General features: G+C 40.8%; 15 protein-coding genes and 1 tRNA gene. 8 read left to right on the forward strand and 8 right to left on the reverse strand.

What is annotated here, in order from left to right:
- Window positions 1–277 precede the first annotated feature (277 nt).
- Both ACO6S2_RS03550 and ACO6S2_RS03555 read left to right on the forward strand, forming a co-directional pair.
- The gene (locus ACO6S2_RS03550) at window positions 278–1,156 is read left to right on the forward strand and encodes an AraC family transcriptional regulator (RefSeq protein ID WP_422361147.1); all 879 of its coding nucleotides are present in this window, start codon (window positions 278–280) and stop codon (window positions 1,154–1,156) included.
- Window positions 1,157–1,398: 242 nt separating this feature from the next.
- Window positions 1,399–2,676 carry a S28 family serine protease gene (locus ACO6S2_RS03555; protein WP_422361148.1) on the forward strand — a complete coding sequence of 426 codons (1,278 nt, stop codon included), beginning with the start codon at window positions 1,399–1,401 and terminating at the stop codon, window positions 2,674–2,676.
- Here the strand turns inward: ACO6S2_RS03555 and ACO6S2_RS03560 are convergent.
- From ACO6S2_RS03560 to ACO6S2_RS03580, 5 genes are all read right to left on the reverse strand, one after another.
- Complete coding sequence (locus tag ACO6S2_RS03560; RefSeq protein WP_422361149.1) at window positions 2,650–3,567, reverse strand: MrcB family domain-containing protein; 918 nt, start codon at window positions 3,565–3,567, stop codon at window positions 2,650–2,652. The genes ACO6S2_RS03555 and ACO6S2_RS03560 overlap by 27 nt on opposite strands.
- A gap of 152 nt (window positions 3,568–3,719) precedes the next feature.
- A complete protein-coding gene (locus ACO6S2_RS03565; protein ID WP_422361150.1) occupies window positions 3,720–6,998 on the reverse strand; it encodes a glycosyl hydrolase in 3,279 nt (1,092 codons plus the stop codon).
- A gap of 249 nt (window positions 6,999–7,247) precedes the next feature.
- A tRNA-Val gene (locus tag ACO6S2_RS03570) sits at window positions 7,248–7,322 on the reverse strand.
- Between the two features lie 245 nt (window positions 7,323–7,567).
- Entirely contained in the window at window positions 7,568–7,792 is a 225-nt protein-coding gene (locus ACO6S2_RS03575) for a hypothetical protein (RefSeq protein ID WP_422361151.1), read from the reverse strand.
- Between the two features lie 32 nt (window positions 7,793–7,824).
- Window positions 7,825–8,598: a class I SAM-dependent methyltransferase gene (locus ACO6S2_RS03580; RefSeq protein WP_422361152.1), complete on the reverse strand. Its 774-nt coding sequence runs from the start codon at window positions 8,596–8,598 to the stop codon at window positions 7,825–7,827.
- Window positions 8,599–8,657: 59 nt separating this feature from the next.
- On the opposite strand from ACO6S2_RS03580, the gene ACO6S2_RS03585 reads away from it, so the two are divergent.
- Both ACO6S2_RS03585 and rlmB read left to right on the forward strand, forming a co-directional pair.
- Window positions 8,658–9,863, forward strand: a complete 1,206-nt coding sequence (locus tag ACO6S2_RS03585) for a GWxTD domain-containing protein (RefSeq protein ID WP_422361153.1) — start codon at window positions 8,658–8,660, stop codon at window positions 9,861–9,863.
- On the forward strand, window positions 9,842–10,615 hold the full coding sequence (rlmB, locus tag ACO6S2_RS03590; protein ID WP_422361154.1) for a 23S rRNA (guanosine(2251)-2'-O)-methyltransferase RlmB: 774 nt from the start codon (window positions 9,842–9,844) through the stop codon (window positions 10,613–10,615). The genes ACO6S2_RS03585 and rlmB overlap by 22 nt, the downstream gene beginning before the upstream one ends.
- On the opposite strand, the gene ACO6S2_RS03595 is transcribed toward rlmB, so the two are convergent.
- Window positions 10,612–11,685 carry a mannose-1-phosphate guanylyltransferase gene (locus ACO6S2_RS03595; RefSeq protein ID WP_422361155.1) on the reverse strand — a complete coding sequence of 358 codons (1,074 nt, stop codon included), beginning with the start codon at window positions 11,683–11,685 and terminating at the stop codon, window positions 10,612–10,614. The two genes, rlmB and ACO6S2_RS03595, sit on opposite strands and share 4 nt — an antisense overlap.
- Window positions 11,686–11,925: 240 nt before the next feature.
- On the opposite strand from ACO6S2_RS03595, the gene recQ reads away from it, so the two are divergent.
- The 4 genes from recQ to ACO6S2_RS03615 all read left to right on the forward strand — a co-directional run bounded on the left by recQ (window position 11,926) and on the right by ACO6S2_RS03615 (window position 17,253).
- Entirely contained in the window at window positions 11,926–14,115 is a 2,190-nt protein-coding gene (recQ, locus tag ACO6S2_RS03600; RefSeq protein WP_422361156.1) for a DNA helicase RecQ, read from the forward strand.
- Between the two features lie 111 nt (window positions 14,116–14,226).
- Window positions 14,227–15,504: a phosphoribosylamine--glycine ligase gene (purD, locus tag ACO6S2_RS03605; RefSeq protein WP_422361157.1), complete on the forward strand. Its 1,278-nt coding sequence runs from the start codon at window positions 14,227–14,229 to the stop codon at window positions 15,502–15,504.
- Window positions 15,505–15,596: 92 nt separating this feature from the next.
- Window positions 15,597–16,763 (forward strand): PSP1 domain-containing protein, encoded by a 1,167-nt coding sequence (locus tag ACO6S2_RS03610; RefSeq protein ID WP_422361158.1) that lies wholly within the window; start codon window positions 15,597–15,599, stop codon window positions 16,761–16,763.
- 4 nt (window positions 16,764–16,767) lie between these two features.
- Window positions 16,768–17,253, forward strand: a complete 486-nt coding sequence (locus tag ACO6S2_RS03615) for a gliding motility lipoprotein GldH (protein WP_422361159.1) — start codon at window positions 16,768–16,770, stop codon at window positions 17,251–17,253.
- Window position 17,254: 1 nt separating this feature from the next.
- Here the strand turns inward: ACO6S2_RS03615 and ACO6S2_RS03620 are convergent, their stop codons facing one another.
- Window positions 17,255–21,280: an AAA domain-containing protein gene (locus ACO6S2_RS03620; RefSeq protein ID WP_422361160.1), complete on the reverse strand. Its 4,026-nt coding sequence runs from the start codon at window positions 21,278–21,280 to the stop codon at window positions 17,255–17,257.
- Between the two features lie 66 nt (window positions 21,281–21,346).
- Window positions 21,347–22,252: a ComEA family DNA-binding protein gene (locus ACO6S2_RS03625; RefSeq protein ID WP_422361161.1), complete on the reverse strand. Its 906-nt coding sequence runs from the start codon at window positions 22,250–22,252 to the stop codon at window positions 21,347–21,349.
- Between the last annotated feature and the right edge of the window lie 55 nt (window positions 22,253–22,307).

A 22,307-nucleotide genomic window follows, 5' to 3' on the forward strand; every position in this document is an offset into this window, starting at 1 on the left:
TCTTTACTATTTAATTATTTCTTAGGTCAATTGGAGTCAGTCAAATGGATATGATATCCCAACAGTTGTTTTATTCCAATTTAAAATTTTTGTAAAAGTAGAGCAAGCTAAAATGCGCGGCTTATCAATATTTGATTGATAGTAGTACTATATTGACATCATATAAGGGTTTATTTTGATTTTGATGTATAAATAATATCTTTTGTAGTGGATAGTGGTACTATTCAACGCATTTGATCGATGAAGCAGCTAATAGAAAATGAAAATTTGACAAGCTATGAAGGTTTTACCATTTAAGATTCCAAAGACAGACGATTCCTCATTTAGGGTACAGGTGGATATCATGCCTCAGTTCTATGATATTCTTCATCAACACCCCGAATCCCAAATTACGTTGATTGTAAAAGGGCATGGCACAGTGATTCAAGGGGACTATATCGGCAACTTCTCAGAAGGCGATGTGTTTATTTTTGGCGCCAATGTGCCGCATGTATTAAAAAGTGACCCCTCCTATTATGAAGAGGGGAGCACAGATATGTGTCATGCCATCTGTGTCTTTTTCGACTCTGAAAGTTTTGGTAAGGACTTTTTTGAACTGCCGGAGATGCGTAGTGTGAATGACTTCATGCGTAAGAGTGTAAGAGGTCTAAAACTAAATGGAGATGCAAAGCGCAGAGTTTCTAAAATCATCACAGAGATAGAAGCACAGGATGGCATTACCAAAATCATTTCTTTGCTGAACATTTTCAATTTACTGAGCCAAACGGACGAACATCAATGGCTGTCTAAAGAACCACACAATCTAAATGTGGATGAATCGGAGGGCAAACGTTTGAACGATATTTTCCAATTTACCATGAAAGAATACCATCGTCCGATCACGCTCGATGAGGTGGCCGAGGTGGCGAATATGACCCCGTCTGCATTTTGCAGGTATTTCAAACAAAGAACCAGAAAGACCTATGTGAGTTTCTTGAATGAGCTTCGTGTGGCGCATGCTTGTAAGCTATTGCTCAACAAGGAGATCAACGTAACAGAAGTTTGCTATCGCTCTGGCTTTGTGAATCTTTCTAATTTCAATAGGAAGTTTAAGTCGCTCACCAACCATACTCCATCGCAGTATCAAAAGGTGCATTATCAGGAGCAGTTGCTCTAGACTTCAGGCATTCGCGGATTTATTCCGCGATCTGTTGGCTAAAGACAGTAGAGTATCCGAAACGGGTGCCGGAATAAATCCGGCAGGTTTGTGTTGCAAGGAGCAGTTGTTCTTTTATAATTTTTTGTCATTTCGATCCTGATATGTATCGGGAGAGAATCTAAGTGTACCTACCACCTGCCGATGAGATTTCTCTCTGTTGTTCGAAATGACAACTAATATTAATTCTTTTATTAACCCATATGAAAACAAAAATATTAACACTCGCGCTGATCAGTTTAATCTTGGTGCAGTGTCATTCTACTCAGCAAGTTCAAGCGGATTTGAAGAATCGAATCATCGAATTGTTTCCAGGTGCAACGGTGGAAGCCATTGCTTTTGAAGAACCTTATACGGAAGCCTATCAAGTGATAATACCACAATATCTGGATCACAATAATCCGGAATTAGAGACTTTCGGTCAATACATCTATCTCTATCATGTAGATTATGAGGCACCGATTCATTTGGAGACTGGAGGGTATGACGCCTATTTGGCAGAGCGCGAGATTAGTAAAAATCTGGGTTTGAATTTGATTCTGGTGGAGTATCGATTTTATGGTGACTCTCGACCAGAGGAAATCCCTTGGGAGTATTTGACCAATGACCAGGCGATAGAAGATTATCACCGACTCAATCAGACCTTCAGAAAGGTTTATAAGGCCGGCAAGTGGCTGACTTCTGGCATTAGTAAAGGAGGAGAGACGGCCATGATCTACAAATCGAAATACCCCAAAGATGCAGATGTGGTCGTGCCTTATGTCGCTCCGATCATATTAGATACGGCAGATATGCGTCCGTGGGAACACGTGAATCGAGTGGGACCTCCCGAGTGCAGGCAAAAGATAAAAAACCTGCAAAAGCGATTGTTGCAAAACAAGGAAGAGGTGCTTGGTCAGATGATGAAAAAGACCAATGAAGATTCACTGACCTTTGAGATGGGGCATGAGGTGGCGCTGGAATATGCCATACTAGAATACCCGTTTTCGTTTTGGCAGTGGGATGGTGACTGTAGGCAGATACCAAATGAGGACGTTTCTTTGGATTCAGCTTTCAATTACCTGAATGGCGTGTCTGGTGTGAGCAATTTTTCTGATCAATCTTACGAAGGTGGTTTGCCCTCTTACTATCAGCATATGAGGGAACTGGGTTATTATGTGATGGATACAGTTGGATTGAGCTCGTGGCTGAGTCAAGGCAGATACAGTCATCGGATACTAGCGCCAAAGGGTGTAGACCTCACATACAATGGCCAATACATGTCGGCAGTGAAAGACTATGCAGAAAATCAGAGCGAACAAATGATCTGGATTTATGGAGGACTCGATCCTTGGGGTGCTTGTGCCGTAAACCCGAAGGGTAAAAGTACCATGAAGTTTGTGAAGCCTGACGGTACGCATCGTACCAGAATCAAGGACTTGGACTCACTTCAGCAACAGCAGATTTATGATTCGCTAAAAGTTTGGTTGGGACTTTATTAATTCTCTAAGTTTGGTCAAGTCACTTGGATCTTCCAATTTGTGAATCATGCTATGACAATTGCTACATAGAACCGCAAAATCTGTTTCAATATTGAGTGGAATATTACCGAGATCTAATTCTGAGATTGGTGTTAAATGGTGAGCCTCAATAAAATCTTTACCTATTTCCCCATAAATGGACATAAAATTTAAACCACAGGCTTCGCAATTATATCCTTTTGATTTTTTAACCTTTTTTGCAAGAGTTGAACTCCGTTCAACTCGCCAATGAAGTCTGAGTTTCTTAATTTCAAATCCAATATTAGAAATATCATCAGTTAATCCTGGGTCTAGGTAGGCAAGTTCATTGTAAAGGTCAAGAAATAGCCTCAGGTCAGTTCTAAGGGTTTCGTCATTTGGAATATTTTCAATTGGATAATATTTTGAAAGGATGTTTCCGTGCTCATATAGTTTTGCATTACTTGACTTTGAATTTAGTTGGATGTTATGTGTCAATTCATTTTCATTATACTCTAGCTTAGCTCTGTAATCCTCTGCTCTTAGTTTAAGTACTTTCTGGGCGTCTCTTTTATAATCTTCTTTCACTTGAGTAACGCCCTGATTTAGTGAGAGATAGACTCCCTTCATATCAGACCTAAATAGATATACCGGATAATATCCGGACTGTGGTGTTTTAGTAATTATTCCATCTAAAATGGCGATCCAAGGACAGTCAGCCCAATTTCCTTGTCCAGAAGAACCTACGATTTTATAACGCTCTTTATCATCTAATAATGATTGAATTAAATCGGGGTAATGATGTCGAAATTTATGTGCTAGCTTATTGTTTCTAAATTCTTTTCTTCTTTCTGATTTATAATTTTCAAGAGGTTCCTTGAGGATATTTTTCATGATAAGATTAGGAAATACAAATGAATAACAAAGAAAATGTATCACACAATTATACCCATTTCCAAGACAAAAAAGGTGACATCTATTGACATCACCTTTTTATAATAATTCTTTTGTCACCCTGAGCTTGTCGAAGGGTAGACAATGGACATTTAATCCAAATGTTTCAAATTACCAGGCGTATAAGGCGCACCAGCAGCTTTCAGCTTCTTTTTGAAGTTAACCATTTTAACTTCAAGGATTTCTTTGGTAGCCTTGTACACCGGTTCCAGCTCCTCGACAGTGATTTTGTACACGTCCCTATGTGTCTTTGTCGGTGCTGCGGTAGAGGCTGCTTGCTCCCAGGCCAGCGAACCAGATCGGCTACTTAGAGATGGCACTTGCCCGATATCGAGTTTCGATTTGATCGGATCGCCATTCACGATGATACTTAGCTCACTTACCTCTTTTTTGATGGCGTTGTACTCGGCCAGCAATTCGTTTTGAGCGACCGGGGTAGCTAGAATCGCCGCATTCATTTGTTTCAGTTCTCCATCGATTTCTGATAACGCTTGCGCTACACTTTTCACCTTGCCTCTGAGCGCTCCGACCTTAGCCATAAACTCAGCCAATTCTTTTCTGTCGGCTGCCGGAAGGGTGGCGTTGTTAATCGGCATCAAGTTGAAAGATTGTGTGCCTATCTCAGTTTCTTTGCCATCCACGATAGAGGACATGGTCACGCTGTATTGACCAGGTGCTACCATGGTACCTTCGTTGGTTTCTGCCCATGGGTTGTAGAAGCCTGGCTTACTCAAGTTCACCGGATTTTTCGGGTTGTTGCGCAAGTCCCACTTTAGTCTGCTGATCCCTTTCGATGGGTTGGCTGTCAATTTCCTTACGATCGTACCTTCGGCGTCTTTGATGGTGAAGAGCAACGAGGGTGCTGCCTCTTCTTTCTCTGCTTTCAGTGCTTCGTAGCTCGGGAAGTAGTTGTCTGCCTTCTTCTTCGAGTTTTCTGCTTCCTGTTCTTTGCGCTGATCAGCCCTAGATTTTATTCCATCTTTGAGGTAGTAAGTAAAGATCACCTCAGAGCCTAAGTTTTCCCCCATGAAATAATTGTCACCCTGAGTGGCCGCACCTTTCAATCCCAATGGATAAGAATACTCAAATAGCAATCCGTCTCGTACGGAGTATAGCTCGGCGTTTTTGCTCAACGTGCTGCTCACATTTCTCAAAGAGGAATAGTCATCCAGCAAGTAAAACCCTCTACCGAATGTACCCAACACCAAATCGTTCTCCTCTTTTTGAATGGCAATGTCTCGTACGGCAATGGTAGGCAAGCCGCCTTTCAGTTGCTTCCATTCTGCACCGCCATTGTCAGAAAACAATACACCAAACTCAGTACCGACAAACAGTAAGTTGCTATCCACATGATCTTCTTCAATGCTGTACGTAGAACCTCGACTTGGCAGATTCGAAGCGATGCTAGACCAGGTTGTTCCCTGATCAGATGACTTCAATACATAAGGTTTGAAGTTGCCTCTCTTGTGATCGTTGAAGATCGCATAGATCACATTTTTGTCATGCTTCGACGTGAAGACCATATTCACATAGGTATTTGCTGGAATGCCAGGGAAACTTGATGATCTATTCCATGTGGCACCTCTATCCTTAGAAATTTGAATCAACCCATCATCGGTTCCAACTACCAATAGGTTTTCATCTAACAGAGATTCTGAGAAGGCTACAATCGTTCCGTAAGGAGAAGTAGAGCCATTTTTCATCACTGCGTCCACACTCCAGATTCTATCCATCACCTCTAGTTTGTTTCTATCGATTTGCGCAGTCAGGTCATCACCCAGCACTTCCCAGCTGTCCCCGCGATCTTCACTACGGAATAGTTTGTTGGCTGCGAAATATAGGCGCTCAGGTTTATGATTACTTACTTGCAATGGCGCATCCCAGTTCCAACGATATTCATTTTCACCTTTTCTTTCTTTGGGTTGAATGCCTTTGAGCTCGCCACTTTTTTTGTCGAATCTGGCCAATCCACCGTATTGATATTGGGTATAAACAATGTCTGTATTTTCAGTGTCGATCTGAGTTTCGAAACCATCACCACCCTGGGTGATATACCAGTCTTCGTTGACAATACTGCTAGCGCTTACCGTTCTAGATGGTCCGCCCAAACTGTTGTTGTCCTGCGTACCACCGTAGATGTGGTAGAATGGTTTGGCATTGTCCACAGACACTTTATAGAACTGAGTGATCGACAAATTGGCTTTGTAAGACCAGTGCTTGCCGCTGTTCCAGGTTTCGTAGATTCCACCGTCACATCCAGCCAATAAATGGTTGGTGTTGTCCGGATTGATCCAAAGACAGTGGTTGTCGACATGCTTATTGTCTTCCCCTACATTTTTGAAAGTGCGACCGCCATCTACAGATACTTTCATCCAGGTATTCATACCATAAATTTTGTCAGGATCTATGGGGTCGGCTACGATTTCTTGGTAGTAATTTCCACTGGATACATAGCTGCTTCTTTTTTCCCAGGATTCGCCTCTGGTGGTTGAGACATAAAAGCCACCTTCACCTCTGGCTGCTTCCACAATCGCATAGATGTATTCCGGATTAGCAGGCGAGATAGCCAAACCAATTCGACCCAAGTCAACGCCTGGCAAGCCGCTATTAATTTCTTTCCACGTTTTGCCTCCGTCAGTTGATTTATGAATGCCGGAACCTGGACCTCCGCTAATGTAGGTGAACACGTGACGTCTTCGCTGGTGGGAGGTAGCATATAGCACCTCTGAGTTTCTTGGGTCCATGTGCACTTCGTTGATTCCGGTGTGCTTGTCGATGTGCAAGACACGATGCCAGCTTTCGCCGCCGTTGGTTGTTTTGTAAAGACCTCTATCTCCACCTTCACTCCAGAGTGGCCCGATGGCTGCCACATAAACCACATCTGAATTGTTAGGATCAATCACGATCGAACCTATGTGTTCAGATTTTTTCAAACCCATATGTTTCCAGGTTTTTCCTCCATCCAGCGATTTGTATACGCCATCCCCGTAGGCTACACTACGTTGGTTGTTGTTTTCACCAGTACCTACCCAAATCACATTTGAGTTATTCGGATCCATGGTCACCACCCCTATGGAATAGCTGCCTTGGCTATCGAAGATTGGCTCATAGGTATTGCCATTATTCACAGTTTTCCAAACTCCACCAGAGGCTACAGCCACATAATATTCGGAGGGATTGGTAGGGTTTACAGCAAAATCAGCAATACGACCAGACATGAGCGCCGGACCGACATGGCGGAACTTTAGTCCGCCAACGGAAGTCTGACTTAGGGCAGATTCCGGGGCTTTTTGTAAGGATATTTTTTTTCTTCGTTGGGCGGGAGCAACCAGTGTCCCGACAACTAAGAGGAGGGTTAATAGATGTTTCATTTTTAATGGTTTGATTCAATAGAATAAGAAAGGTACACTAAACCCATCCAATATGGCAAATCAAAAAATTGAGGGAGGTGATATAGTGGTTTGAGTGGAGGAGGAAAATTAAAGAGGTTGATCCAAGTAACCTCTTTAATCGATGTGGGTCGTACTGGATTCGAATCGGAGCGCCGAACCGCAGCGGCCTCCGCCCTGTCCAGGCTTTAAACAGAAAAAGAACGGTAGTGTTCCGTTCTTTCTTTTATGTGGGTCGTACTGGATTCGAACCAGCGACCTCCGCCCTGTCAAGGCGGCGCTCTAAACCAGCTGAGCTAACGACCCATACGTAGGCTGCAAATATATTTAATGTTACTAATAATTATCAAACATCTAGTCACTAGACGTATGTTTTAATCAGCCAATAAAGAACCACAAAAAACAGAACCATGAAGGAAAGTAAAATAAAACCTCCTTTGAAGTAATTTTTAAGTTCTCTTGTACTTTGATATGGACTTTTGAATCTGGAATACCATGATGACCTGGCGATCTTCCTAAGTGGTATAGAGTCTTTGTTTTCGATGTGATTTTTATTTTCCAAATACAACGGCTAATGATACCAAGAAAAGAATTCCGACTAATATAAGGCCAATCAGAACCAAGCCACCTTTTAATGTGCTATTAGCTTCCTTTTTACTTCTGTATTGACTTGTAAGGTTGAAAGCATCAAATTCGTATGTGCGCTCTTCTTCCCGAGAATAGCGATTTGATTTTTTTGCTGTGCTTCCCTGCCAAGGTTTTTTGCCCCAAGCCATGCATGACTAGATTAGTTATACTCTAATCTACACTATTTAGTAGCAATACAGAAGAGGTCTAAATTTTCTTCATTCTGTTCTCTCAAAAAATAATCTTTACGATCAATTTCTGTCACCAGTCCTTCGTCTTGCTTTTGCAGGTTATTTCTGTTGAGCCTATTGAGCAAATCATAAGGAATTCGTAGCAATGCATTTGGCAGTCGATATTGCAAATTGAAAATATCGAATCGAGTAATTCTAGCAACCGAGGCTCTGTTTTGCTCGTGGTACTCCATCACTTTTTCGTTGCCAGCGATCCCTTTCATTTCTACTTGCGAAAAAATGCTGCCGGCCAGGTCCTTCAGCTCCTGATTGGTGTACTCACGTTCATGCCAAGGATTTCTAGATAGTGACATTTTGATATTAGGAGTAGTAATGATCGCTTGTCCACCAGGCTTAAGTACACGGTGAATTTCTTCCAGAAATAGCTTGTCATTTTTGATATGCTCAATTACTTGAAAAGTAATTACCGTATCGATAGAATTGTCTTCTATATTGTCAAAAGGTGGAAAGACGGCTGCGCGAAACTCGACGTCAGAGTATTGAGGTTTTAGATTTTCTACGACTTCTTCTATTTTGTCAAGTGCTAAATATCTTTCTGCCAATGGAGAAAGTACAGCAATCCCTCGGCCTTCTCCACATCCTGGTTCAAGCACATTGCCTTTGATATATGGTTTAGCCTCATGGTAGGCCTGAAGCAATCTTTGGTGTATTGGGTTGTCGGATACTATTTTGTCCGATGCTATTTCTGTAGTGTATGTTGCCATAGGGCGCAAAAATAAGCCAATTTTATACGTTAATCTTCAAATTGATTTATATTAGTTTCATGTGCATTTCCAAAAAACTTCAAGTAACTTTTGTTCTATTGTTTATGTTGGCCTTGAGCCAAAATATCCATGCCCATGATCTGACCAAAGAGAACTTCAGTTATCTCTACAATCATGATCCAGTAAAGATTAATCATCAGATAGCAAAGCAGGATTCCATTTACAAACTGATCTTAACTTTTCACTTGGTAAAAGTGCTTCCTACCGATAGTTTGGTTGGCTTTGAACTTTATCAGCAGAGAAAATTTAATTCGGGACAGGAAAGTTTGATTGAGCCCATAGCCATCAATATAGATTCTGGATTTATTAAAAATGTCATTGAACTCGATTTCTATGCTCAGTCCGAGAATAACTATTTGGTAGTGAAGTTTTCTTTTCTTGAGCGATCTTATTTATATGGTATTCCAATCAATGAGGCGCTCGCCTTTCCATTATCGAATATTATTTATGGGGGAGATAATGAAGCCATGTTTTATGATGGCTATAAAAAAGGGGATTCTGTATGGTTTGAAGAAATCGATGAAGAAAGAGGCGATGATGTGCAGTACTTTGCTTATTTATATAAAGAGAATTTCCCTGCGGCAATCCCGCCTATGGTGGTGGAAAATGGAGCTGCTGGAGAAATGTTAAAAATTGACCGGGTAGTTGGCTTTAAGAGAGGTATGATGCTTAACAAGGCAGACTATCTTTATTTTGTTCAGAATGATACGGCTTCAGGTAAAGGAGTATCTATTTTGAGTCACAAAGAATATTATCCTCGAACAAAAAAGGTAGAAGAACTCATTGAAACCTTGAAATATATATGCACGGGGGATGAATTTGAGGAACTCAATGATGCGGAGGATAAAAAACTAGCATTCAACAACTTTTGGTTGAGCCATATAGACGATAAAGAAGCAGCCTCCGCAACGATTAAAAAGTACTTTAGATCGGTCAAGTTTGCCAATGCCCTTTTTACAGATTATAAAAATGGATGGAAAACGGACCGAGGTATGATTTACATTGTTTTTGGGCCGCCAGAAGTGGTTACAAAAAAAGAAGATATAGAAATATGGGAGTACAAGACATTTGATGGGGATTTAAAGTTTACTTTTGCCAAAACACGCAACTTATTTGTTCAACACCACTATTCCCTCATTCGCGAGAAGTCGCTCAATAAGGCGTGGTTTACGGCAGTACAACAATGGAGAACCGGAGATTTGTAAAGAGACCCCCAAGAAAAGAAGAGCCTGATAATATGATTTTCGGCACGCGCGCCGTAATCGAAACGATCAAATCAGGTAAAACCATTGAAAGAATATTCCTACAGAAAGACCTTAAAAATGATTTGACTAAAGAATTGGTCGAACTACTGAGAGGCTCTATGGTGACGGTATCAAAGGTTCCAGTGGAGAAACTAAATCGCCTAACCAGAAAAAATCACCAAGGTGTGGTAGCTTTTGTTTCCCCAGTGGATTTCGTGACGTTGCATAATATAGTGGCAAACAGTTATGAAAATGGGTTGGCTCCTTTGGTACTTATATTAGACCGGGTAACTGACGTTCGAAACTTTGGAGCTATCTGTCGTTCAGCCGAATGTGCCGGTGTAAATGGAGTAGTGATCCCTACCAAAGGTGGGGCGATGATCAATTCGGATGCGGTAAAAACTTCAGCGGGAGCATTGAGCTATCTCCCTATCTGCAAAGAAGACAGTTTGATGCATTCGGTAAAATATTTGAAGGACAGTGGTTTTCAAATCGTGGCCTGCACGGAGAAGACGGATAAATTGGTATTTGATGCCGATCTTTCTATTCCCACGGCTATTATTATGGGGTCTGAGGAAGACGGTATATCAGAAGAATTATTGGCGGCAGCAGATGAGAAACTAAAAATTCCAATTGTAGGGCAAATAGATTCTTTGAATGTTTCTGTAGCTGCTGGGGTTATCCTTTTCGAAAGTATGAGACAAAGAGGTTAGAGGTATTTATCTCCTTTTAACTTTTTGGCTTTAGCCACATATTCTCTGAATTGAGCATCTTGATCTTTCTTGCAAACAATTAGTACGTCATCAAAATCTCCAACCAGATACCCTTCGAGATTATCTAGAACAAGGAGCCTTTTTGTTTCAGATTTTACAATATTATCCTTGCAATCACCTAGGATGACCTGACCATCAACAACATTGTCATTTTCATCTTTTTCTCGAATTTCATGCAGGGAATTCCAAGACCCAAGATCAGACCAGTCGAAAGTGCCTTGAACAACAAAGACTTCTTTAGATTTTTCTAAGATGCCATAATCGATGGAGATGTTTTCACATTGCGGATATATTTTATCAATAAATGCCTTTTCATCGGTCTCATAGTATTTATCTTTTCCCGCTTCAAATGCTTCTGCTATATCTGGAAGTGAAGCTTCAAAAGATTTAACAATAGCAGAAATGGACCAAACAAAAATTCCGGCATTCCATACAAAGTCTCCACTTTCTAAAAATTTTTTTGCCAAGGAAAGCTCTGGCTTTTCCGTAAAGGTTTTTACCTTTTTCACTTCTGCAGTATCCTCTAAATATTGGATGTAGCCATAACCTGTCTCGGGACGATTGGGTGTGATTCCTACGGTCAGTAGTTTATCAGAGCCTGTTGCAGCATTAGTAGCCGTCTTAATGATATTGGTAAAGTTCTCTTCTTGAAAAATGGTATGATCTGCCGGTGTAACCACCATTACGGCATCAGGGTTTTTTTTCCTGATTTTATAAGCGGCATAGGCTATGCATGGCGCCGTATTTCTACGTGTTGGTTCCGTAAGGATGTGTTCCGGGTTGATGTCAGGTAATTGTTCTTGGACGAGGTCAGCGTATATATCGTTTGTTACGACCAATATGTTATCTTTGTTAGCCGTTGGTAAGAAACGTTGGTAGGTCATTTGTAGTAGTGATTTGCCGTTGCCCAAAACATCTATAAATTGTTTGGGGCGAGAGTTTCGGCTGTACGGCCAAAATCTACTTCCGACACCCCCAGCCATAATTACTACAAATACTTCTGATTTCATCCTTTTTAATCTTGAACGGATGGCAAATATAGAAGGAGAATAATAGTACACGTAACTAATTGATTAAAGAATTAGTAATAGGATTATGTTAGGATCATCTAGTTTCGATTGATTTTATCATGGTATTTGTATAATTTAAATAATAATTAACCAGCAACCGGAAACGAAATTTTGCAAGGCTAACTGAGGTTAGCTCATTTTTTGTTAAATTATGTATCCGGTATATAAATTGAGAAGAAGATGATTGCATGCCAGGAGGACGAACTGAGGGGAAAACTGAAAGAAATATTTGGCTTTAGTAATTTCCGAGGTAACCAAGAACAAATCATTACCAACCTACTTTCAGGCCGAAATACATTCGTATTGATGCCAACTGGAGCAGGAAAATCTCTATGCTACCAATTACCAGCCATTATTAGCGAAGGCACTGCCATTGTAATATCTCCGTTGATTGCCCTGATGAAAAATCAAGTGGATCAGCTCAATGCCTTTGGAGTTAATGCTCGTTTCATGAATTCAACGCTGAACAAAACAGAAATGAAGCGAGTGAAAGAGGACACCTTGTCTGGAAAAGTGAAACTTCTGTATGTAGCGCCTGAATCACTTACTAAAGAAGAAAACATTGAATTTTTAGGACAAGCAAAAATTTCTTTCGCCGCAATTGATGAAGCACACTGTATCTCAGAGTGGGGTCATGACTTCCGTCCGGAATATCGAAAAATCAAATCTATCATTGGTCAATTTGGAGATATTCCAATCATAGCACTTACAGCCACGGCCACGCCCAAAGTGCAGTTGGATATTCAAAAAAACCTTCAAATGGAGGAGGCTGATGTTTTTAAATCTTCTTTTAACAGAAAAAATCTGTATTACGAAATAAGACCTAAAGTTGATGTAAAAAAGCAGTTGATTCGATTCGTAAAAGAGCAAAAAGGTACTTCAGGCATCATTTATTGTTTGAGTAGAAAAAAGGTAGAAGAGATTGCCGAACTGCTGAAAGTCAACGATGTGAATGCCGCGCCCTATCATGCTGGGCTAGAGAGCGGTATAAGAATGAAACATCAGGATGGCTTTCTCAATGAAGATATAGATGTGATCGTAGCGACTATAGCCTTTGGGATGGGAATCGATAAGCCAGACGTAAGATTTGTAGTTCACTATGATGCACCCAAATCTCTAGAAGGTTATTATCAGGAGACAGGTCGAGCAGGACGCGATGGGTTGGAGGGCAAGTGTATCTTATTTTATACACTGGATGATATCATTAAGCTTGAGAAATTCAATAAAGACAAGCCTGTTACTGAAAGGGAAAATGCAAAGCTTCTTTTAGAAGAAGTGTCTTCTTATGCGGAATCCTCTGTATGTCGCCGTAAACAACTTCTTCATTATTTTGGCGAAGAATACATGGACCCGGATTGCTCCGATCAGGGGCTTTGCGACAACTGTGCTCACCCCAAAGAGCTTTTTGAAGGGCAGGAGTTTATAATCAAGGTGATAAATGCTGCTATTCAAACTGAGGAGCGTTTTGGGATCAGACATCTGGTGAACGTGCTGCGGGGAATTGAGAGCCAATATGTAAAAAGCTATGACCATAGTAAGTTAGATGTATATGGTATTGGAAAAGATGAGACTGAGGTCTTCTGGCGGTCAGTAGTTCGCCAAACCCTACTTAATGAATTTTTAGCTAAAGACATTGAAAATATTGGCGTCCTAAAAGTAACGGATAAAGGGCATGATTTCCTGAAGAAGCCGTTTTCTGTTGAGTTGTCCAGAGATCATGATTATACTGTGGAAAACCTTGACCATGACAATGGTGTAGATGCCAACAGCAAAGCGCATGATGAAGATCTTTATGACATTCTTAAAGGCATTCGGAAAAAAGTGGCGAAACAAAAAAATCTGCCACCCTATGTAATCTTCCAGGACCCTTCTTTAGAAGAGATGGCGACCACCTACCCAACTACCAAAGAGGACTTGGCTCAAGTCAATGGTGTGGGCATGGGTAAGGTGATGAAGTTTGGAAAACCCTTCATTGATGCGATCGCCAATTATGTAAAAGAAAACGACTTGGAAACGGCTTCAGATGTTGTGATAAAATCTGCAGTAAACAAGTCCAAAATAAAAATCTTCTTGATTCAACAAATTGATAGAAAGGTGGATTTAGAAGAAGTGGCGGAGATCAAAAATATTTCTTTTGATGAGGTATTGACCGAGATCGAAAACATCTGTTTTTCAGGGACCAAACTCAATTTGGACTATTATATTGACCAATTCATTGATGATGATCGTCAGGATGATTTGCTTGACTATTTTATGACGTCTGATACAGACAATTTGGATGTAGCCATGGATGAACTCGAACAAGACGGGTACTCGGAGGACGAAGTTCGACTGATGCGAATTAAGTTTATGTCTGAGCACGCAAATTAGAATTCAGATATTTCCACTTTCTTTTAGCCGATTCATGAATTGGTTTAATTTTGCTGCCTGACTTTAATGTCTGCAGTTTTAATCCCACTTGTTGGGCAAATCAAAGAATTCATGAACGTACTTGTGATAGGCGCTGGAGGGCGAGAACACGCTCTAGCCTGGAAAATCAAACAAAGCTCAAAATGTGACAATCTATTTGTGGCGCCCGGTAATGCTGGAACTTCTGCTGTAGCGGAAAACTTGGCGATTGGCGTAAACGACTTTGAAGAACTAGGTAAGGCTGTACTTGAGCATGAAGTACAATTGGTAGTGGTCGGTCCTGAAGAGCCTTTGGTGAAAGGCATTCGGAATTATTTTGCTTCCAATGAAAGCTTGAAAGATGTCTTGATGGTTGGCCCTGATGAAGTGGGAGCTCAGCTAGAAGGAAGTAAAGATTTCTCAAAAGCCTTTATGGTCAGAAACAATATCCCGACAGCAGGTTCATTGACGGTTACTGCTGATAGTTTGGCCGAGGGGATAAAGTTTTTGTCAAAAGTGGAAGCACCCTATGTGCTGAAAGCTGATGGCTTGGCTGCAGGCAAAGGAGTAATTATCACAGAAGATATCAAGGAAGCTGAAGACTCGCTCAAGGTAATGCTAGACGGGCAGTTTGGTGCTGCCAGCAGCAAAGTACTAATCGAAGAGTACCTGCACGGTATTGAGCTTTCAGTTTTTGTGTTGACTGATGGGAAATCATATATGACGCTTCCAGAAGCAAAAGATTATAAGAGGATTGGTGAGGGAGACACTGGACCGAACACTGGTGGCATGGGCGCGGTATCTCCAGTTTCATTCGCAGATGAGGCGTTCATGAAAAAAGTGGAGGACAAAGTAATCAAGCCAACAGTAGATGGCCTGCAATCGGATGGCATAGATTTCATCGGATTCTTATTCATAGGTTTGATGAATGTAAAAGGGGAGCCTTATGTGATCGAATACAACGTAAGAATGGGAGATCCAGAAACCGAGGTTGTAATGCCAAGGATTGAATCTGATTTCCTTTCTCATTTAGAAGCTGCAGCAAAAAAAGAACTTCATAATGAGCAATTGACCATAAAGACTGAAACTGCGACAACGGTAGTGGCCGTAGCACAGGGATACCCTGGGTCGTATGAAAAAGGCAGAGTGATGTCTGGTTTGGATGCGGACTTCAAGGGAATCGTTTTTCATGCGGGAACTACCCAAAAAGGAGAAGAAATCGTGACCAACGGTGGTCGTGTAATCGCCTCTACTGGATTAGGCTCTGATATCCAATCCGCCTTAGATCAATCCTACGGCAATCTTCAGTCCATCTCATGGGATGGCATGAATTTCCGAAAGGATATTGGTCAGGATTTGCTGGCGCTCTGACAAAGATCAGCATAGGAAAATATACCGTCATTTGATAAGAATGAGGATAACAAATCTTCATTATATTTAAGGCTAATAAAAGCAAAGACAAGATGTCGGGATGCAGTACTTGCAGCACATTGACGGCTGCAGACGGAAGTATAAAAGGATGTAAGAGCAATGGGGGTTGTAGCAGTGGCGGCTGCAACAAGATGAATACTTTTGACTGGCTCTCCAATATGGAGACTCCTGCCAAATATCAATTCGACATTTTCGAAGTGAGGTTCAAAAATGGGAGAAAGGATTTTTTCCGTAACGCTAATGACCTGGAAGTTTACCCGGGTGACCCTGTAGTTGTAGATGTACCTAATGGACATCATGTGGGCTATGTTTCCTTACAGGGAGAACTCGTTCGCCTTCAGATGAAAAAGAAGAAGGTCAAAGATGACGACGAAATTAGAAGTATATATCGCGTAGCCTCACAAAAGGATCTAGAGAAATTTGAATCCGTAAAGAATCGAGAGAACCCAACCATGTATCGGTCTCGCGAGATCATTAATGAGTTGAAGCTCGAAATGAAGTTGACCGATGTTGAGTATCAAGCGGACAATTCTAAAGCTACCTTTTATTACTCAGCTGATGAAAGAGTAGATTTTAGGGAGTTGATAAAAAGGCTGGCAGGAGAATTTAAGATCCGTGTAGAAATGAGACAGATCAGTCTACGCCAGGAGGCTGGCAGGCTTGGAGGAATTGGGTCATGTGGCCGTGAACTTTGTTGTTCCACCTGGTTATCTGACTTCAAAAATGTTTCCACATCGGCAGCACGTTATCAAAACCTATCCTTGAATCCGAGCAAGTTGTCTGGCCAATGCGGTCGATTGAAGTGTTGTCTTAATTATGAATTGGAGACGTACATGGATGCGTTGAAAGATATTCCAAAAGTAGAGACGGGTCTGCTTACAGACAAAGGTGAGGCTCGCTTGCAAAAAACAGATATCTTTAGAAAGATTATGTGGTTTGGCTATAAGAATGATAATGCCTGGATTGCACTAGGGACTGATCGAGTAAAGGAAGTCCAAAAATTAAATGCTGACGGAAAGAAGCCGGAAACTTTATTAGAAGATAAGGTAGGTGGTGAAAATCGCGAGTCGCAATCATTAAATAGTGATTTGGAGCGAATGGACAAGAAGTTTCGCAAAGGCGGCAAACCAAAGAACAAAAAACGTCGCAACAAGAAGCGCGGAGGAAAAAATAAATTCAATAAGAAAAAACCTGAATAATCTTATGCTAAAATCAATCTTTCATTTCTTGGTGGCTGTCAGCTTCTCACTTTTTGTAGTAGCCTGTGGTAGCAATACTGTCATTGATGAGCAGTCCGACATAAAGGAAGGGCTCTGGCATTTAGATTCGCTAGTGGCATTTCAATTTGAGATAGAAGATACCACTTCTACTTATCAGATTCAGTACAATGTGAGATATGCAGTTGATTACCCATATTACAATCTCTTTTTGAAATATTATCTGGAAGATTCGGCGGGTGAGATGTTGTCTTCAGAACTACAAGAGTTGATTCTGTTTGATAAGAAAACAGGTGAACCTTTGGGAGAAGGACTTGGTGATTTATTCGATCGAGGCGTTCCTGTATTTGAAGATCAAAAATTTCCTTACGCCGGAGTTTACACTTTCAAAGTAAAGCAGTTCATGAGAATGGAAGAGCTTCCAGGTATTCTTTCCTTTGGATTGAAAGTTCAAAAGCCTGAGACTGAGTAGTCTATTTCTCGATTGACCGCGCAATCATTCGATTGATTCGCTCCTTGATGTGCTCTGCATCCATCCAATATTGGCGGCTGGAAATCATGTTGAATGTCCAATTCTTTTGTTTAAGTGTAAATGGCCGATATACATGTGAGGCCTTGATAGAAATATCTTGATGGTATAGGTCGTCATCTGTAATGATTGCGGCTAAGTATTGATCTTGATACTTCAGAGCTAGATCTACAAATGGAAGTGTATGGTCAATTTGCAATGAATTGAAATGCTCAAAGCCTAGTGCTTCAATTTTGTTTTTGAGAAACCAGGAAGTCGAATGATCAGCCATAGACTTTTCAGCTGGAGCTAAAGTTTTTTCCGAAATGGCATGAGCATATTCAAGATACTTCTTCAAAAGTTTAGGCCCTTCGTTTTTTGCTTCATCTACACGAAGCTGCTGAGGCATTATACTAGTGACCAAATAGATTTTTTCCCTGGCTCTGGTTACGGCTACGTTCAATCTGTTTTCACCTCCGGCTGCATTCAAACTACCAAAGTTCATATTCATTTTTCCTTCTAGATCTGGTGCATACACCGTTGAAAAAATGATTACATCTTTCTCATCTCCTTGAATGTTTTCAATGTTTTTAACAATCAATGAACCAGGAATGGCAAAGTTCTGCTCTAGCGAGAATTCCTCAAGAAAATCCAAGATATACATCTGCTGAGCAGCATTGAAGGTTACTACTCCAATTTCGAGTTCAGGTCTTTTCTTCAATAAACTCTGAATGATTTGCGCTACTTTTTCTGCCTCTTCATGATTGGTGTTGTTTTGCCAAAAGCCCTCCACTTTCACATAGTCAATGGCTGCTTGTTTTAGATTCAAATCATTGAAATCAGGAAGCATCTTAAGGCGGTCGTTATAAAAGTGCTCATTGGAGAAACGAATAAGATCAAGGTTTTTACTTCTATAGTGACCATTAAGCTGTACCTGCATCAGGTACTGACTACCCAGATCAAGCAAAGAGTCAAAATCTAACTCGGCAATATCTTGCTCATTGTCATCCTCCCAGCGGATTTTGTACAGGTCATTAGGACGTAGCTGTTTGTCGTCTCCGGCTATCACCACCTGCTTACCTCTAAACATGGCCGGTATGCCTTTTTCAACAAAGCACTGAGAAGCTTCGTCAAAGATCACTAAGTCAAATACCTTTTCCATGGGGAAAATGGCCGAGGCAGATTCTGGTGAAGCTAGCCAGCAAGGAATCAGGTCAAAGACTTCTCGAGGATAATTGGCAATCAATTTTCTTACAGGCCAAATTCTTCTTTTTTTGGTGACCTGATGATAGACATCGCGATAGGTGATTCTGTTGTTCAACCTATTGTATTCTACATTTTTGTAAACTCTTTCTCTCGATTTTAAAAGGAGAGTTTCAACGCTCATGCGAAGCTTTGCTTTTACACAGTCTTGTAGCTCCGTTTGCAAGTCCTCGAATTTCTGTGAGGATACCGAGCGAAGAATGGGGTATTTGAGCTCGATGTGTTCGATCCATGCTAAGCGTAAACTGTTGTCGAATAGTCGCCACCAAATTTCCGCATTCACGCGTGGTTCATTTTCCAAAAGTCGGTTCACAATGCTAAGCTCATCTTCCGTGAACTCTGACTGTAGTTTGTCAAACTCACACAAGGAATCAAAGTCTTGTTTGAGCGAAGAGAGCAGCTGTTCGATATCTAACTGACCTGCAAAAATGAGGCGAAGTTGTGGAATGGAGAAGTAGATTTCCCATTCGGCCAGCTTCTTTCCTATGGGCTCTAGAGCAGTTAGGAGGCCTGCCAACTGGCTCGTATATTCGGATTGGTCTAGCGAAAGCGGAGATATGTACTCGTTCATATGACGTATACCATCTAAAGTCATTTGTGCTTCGGCCGCCTGCTTTTGATAGAAGAACCAGTTTTTAATCTCGATTTTGGAATAGACCTTTGGAAAGGGGCCTACCGCAGGTTCGTCTTTGAGTAGACTCAGATTGTGTTCCAGATTCAGTCTGTTGTCTACTTTTTGCACTAAGGTTTCAAACCCAGCACGATCACTTTTTAGTCCATTGTTGACAAGGACTCGGGTAATAAATATTTTATCCTTAGAGAATAATTTCCATCTGAGCCATTTGAAGATACTTTTTCGTGCGTCCAAACTTCTGTCCAACGCTTCTTGAAATCTTCCGAGCTCATCTGATTTGAGTGAAAGTTCGGCTCCTTGCCCTTCGTAACATTGCATGACCAGCTTTTCAGTCTCTACTAGCCTTTCTTTACTAACTGTCCGTTGTACGTTTCTGAGTACTAAATTCAATGCATTAAAAACCAATGGATCCTTTAAAACCGATACTAGGTGTTCTATTTCCTCATACTTTTTGATGATCTCCACTGCGTCTTCGAATGAGACCTTTTTACCTATAGCTTTTTCCGTGACGGTTTCTAAAACACTTATGTATGGTTTGATTTCATCCAAATGCTTTGAAATCGAACTGAGCTCTGTGACTTTATATGTTGCGAATGATTTTCTGTTGTACCAAGGGTGGTGTTCGTTTAGAAATTTTTCTCCATACTTGCTATAGGTCTCAAGCTTTCGCTTGAATTTATCAAGATTGTCAAATCTAAAATTCCGGTATTCCAGATTCAGCGGAATGACGGATTCATGTGGACTTGAAGTCAGGTAGAGTTCCTTTACGGATAGGCCACATTCCGATTCATCAAAAAGGCTCTTTTTGAATTCTGAAAGCTCTTCATCCAGCTGATCAATTCTTCTACTAGTTTTTAGAAAATTCCTTTCCAGTTGAATAGCGTCCAGCGAGTTGTTTACTGATTGATAGTCCTCTAACCGATCAATTTGACCTTCTAGTTGTTCGTAGATGGATTTTCTATCATTTTTGAAATCGTGAAGAAGGCCGATAAAGTCATTAAGTTCTTTCTCTTTTAGCCTTTCAAACACTACATCCAAAGCAGCACGTTTCTGACTGACGACCAGTACATTTTTACCTCGTGCAATGTAGTCGGCAACGAGATTACAGATAAGCTGAGACTTTCCTGTGCCAGGTGGTCCTTGTACGACAGCAGAGTTTCCCTTTTTTATGGCCTTTATTACGTTTTCCTGATAAGCATCCATTTTAAAAGGAGTGAAGGTTTGGTCTTCTTTTACTCGCTTTAGGAAACGATAATAGGAGGTGTCTTCAGTTTTGTCTTCATCGAGATTCCTTTCGGTAAAAAATTCTTCTAGTGTTGATAATTTTGGATGCTCAAGCAACGTGAGGTAATCAGGTACCAGATAAGACCCAGCTTGCGGAAAAATACCAAGAACTGATTCAGGAAAAAGTTTAAGTTCACCATCTTTTTCTGATTGCTCAAGATCTGCTTTTTTGTATGCCTTAAAAGAGGTGAGTTGGTCGGAAAAATTGTCTTGATTAAAGTTTACTTCAAGCTTTTCTTCCTTCAACAATTCATAGAGGTCTGTTCGAAATCCTTTGCTTTCCTTATCAAAATCATCGAATACTCTTTCGAGCAAGTTTTCATTGGCAGGCAGTTGATTGAAATAGGCATAGGCTAACAAAAAGGACTTGTTCATGGTGACGTTCACATCCTTTCGACTGACCAAATACCAATCTTTCTGATCAGACTCAAGGGCAACAGGGAAAAAAAGAAGTGGACACCTTGCCAAGGTACCGTCAGAAAACTTTCCTTTTACAAAGGGCCAGCCTATGTACAAATCTCTGGCTCCTCGCTCTTCGAAAATCAGATGATCTTCTCGTTTGAGCTGTTTAAGGTTTTTAGAAAGTTGATTGGAGTCTTCGTCTCTGCTATTTTGGATGTCGCAAAGTGGGATTTTTGCTTTTCTGGCCAGTACACCTTCCAGTACCTTAAAGGAAGCCTCATTTCTTGCAAAATCAAATTGATGAAGATCAATAAACTGGCCCGCAGGTAGTTTGGGTAGAAATATCGAACGACTATTTCCTGATAAATTGGTTAACCTTCTTAAGTAGGACTGAAGTATTTCTCTCATGAGACAAGATCAGGACGTAAAATAGAAAAGGATATTGATTTTCCCTAAAGGCCCATATTATTCTGTCTATTCTACCTTCAGATAGGGGGCTATTCTTTGAAACAAAGAGTCCGAGATACTGTGGATGTTTTTCAAATCAGCTACAGATTGATAGTCACCATGCTGTGCGCGATACTTGATTATCGCGCGACTGGTTTTATAATTTAGATAAGGGTGTTTGGCAAGAAATGATATGGAGTCTTGGTTGATGTTTATTTTTTTGGCGGATGGAATGAGAACGTCAAAATGACTCAGCATTCGCTGATAAACTTCTTCTTCGATGCCGTATACTTCACGAAGTTGTGCGGTGTGAGTAAAACCTCCAAGCATCTCTCTGTATTTGACAATTCTAACGGATAGCACGGGTCCTATACCTCTTACTATTTGGAATTGGGAGGTGTCGGCCAAATTCAAATCGAATTTTACATTTTCTTTTTCGATTACCATTTTTTCAATGACCTGTTTGAACTTCGGTGACGTAGACTTGGGTTTAGCTTCTGGCTTAGGAATGATGATGTAATCGTAGTAGGCGGTAACAAGCTTTTGATTGATCCCATATATTTTCAGCAAGTCCTCTTTTTCCTTGAATGACCCTCCCTTACTCCGGTAGTTGATAATTCGATCTGCTATTTTCTTTTTAAACCCAAGTTCTACTAATTTTTCACTGCTGGCTTTATTAGGATTGAAGAAGGTAGGAGTGAACGTGGCTCCCTCGTCGGATTTCAGTTTGCTTTTTGATTCTTCCAGCCAAGCTTGAAGTATACGTTCGTCTTCTAAATCACTTTGTGCGGAGTTGCTGGCGAGTACATGCTTTAGTATTGAGGGAGCCGAAATTATCAGCAATAGCAAAGGCACTAAAAGGATAAGGCCATTGGTTTCTGAGGCTGAAAACCCGAAGAATAGCCTAATACGATTTTTAAGTTTGGTTAGCACAGAATAAAAATAGTATTATAACAATTAAAATCATATTTTATTCTTCTCAATGAAT

Source organism: Reichenbachiella sp. (genome assembly GCF_965233835.1).
Lineage (GTDB): Bacteria > Bacteroidota > Bacteroidia > Cytophagales > Cyclobacteriaceae > Reichenbachiella.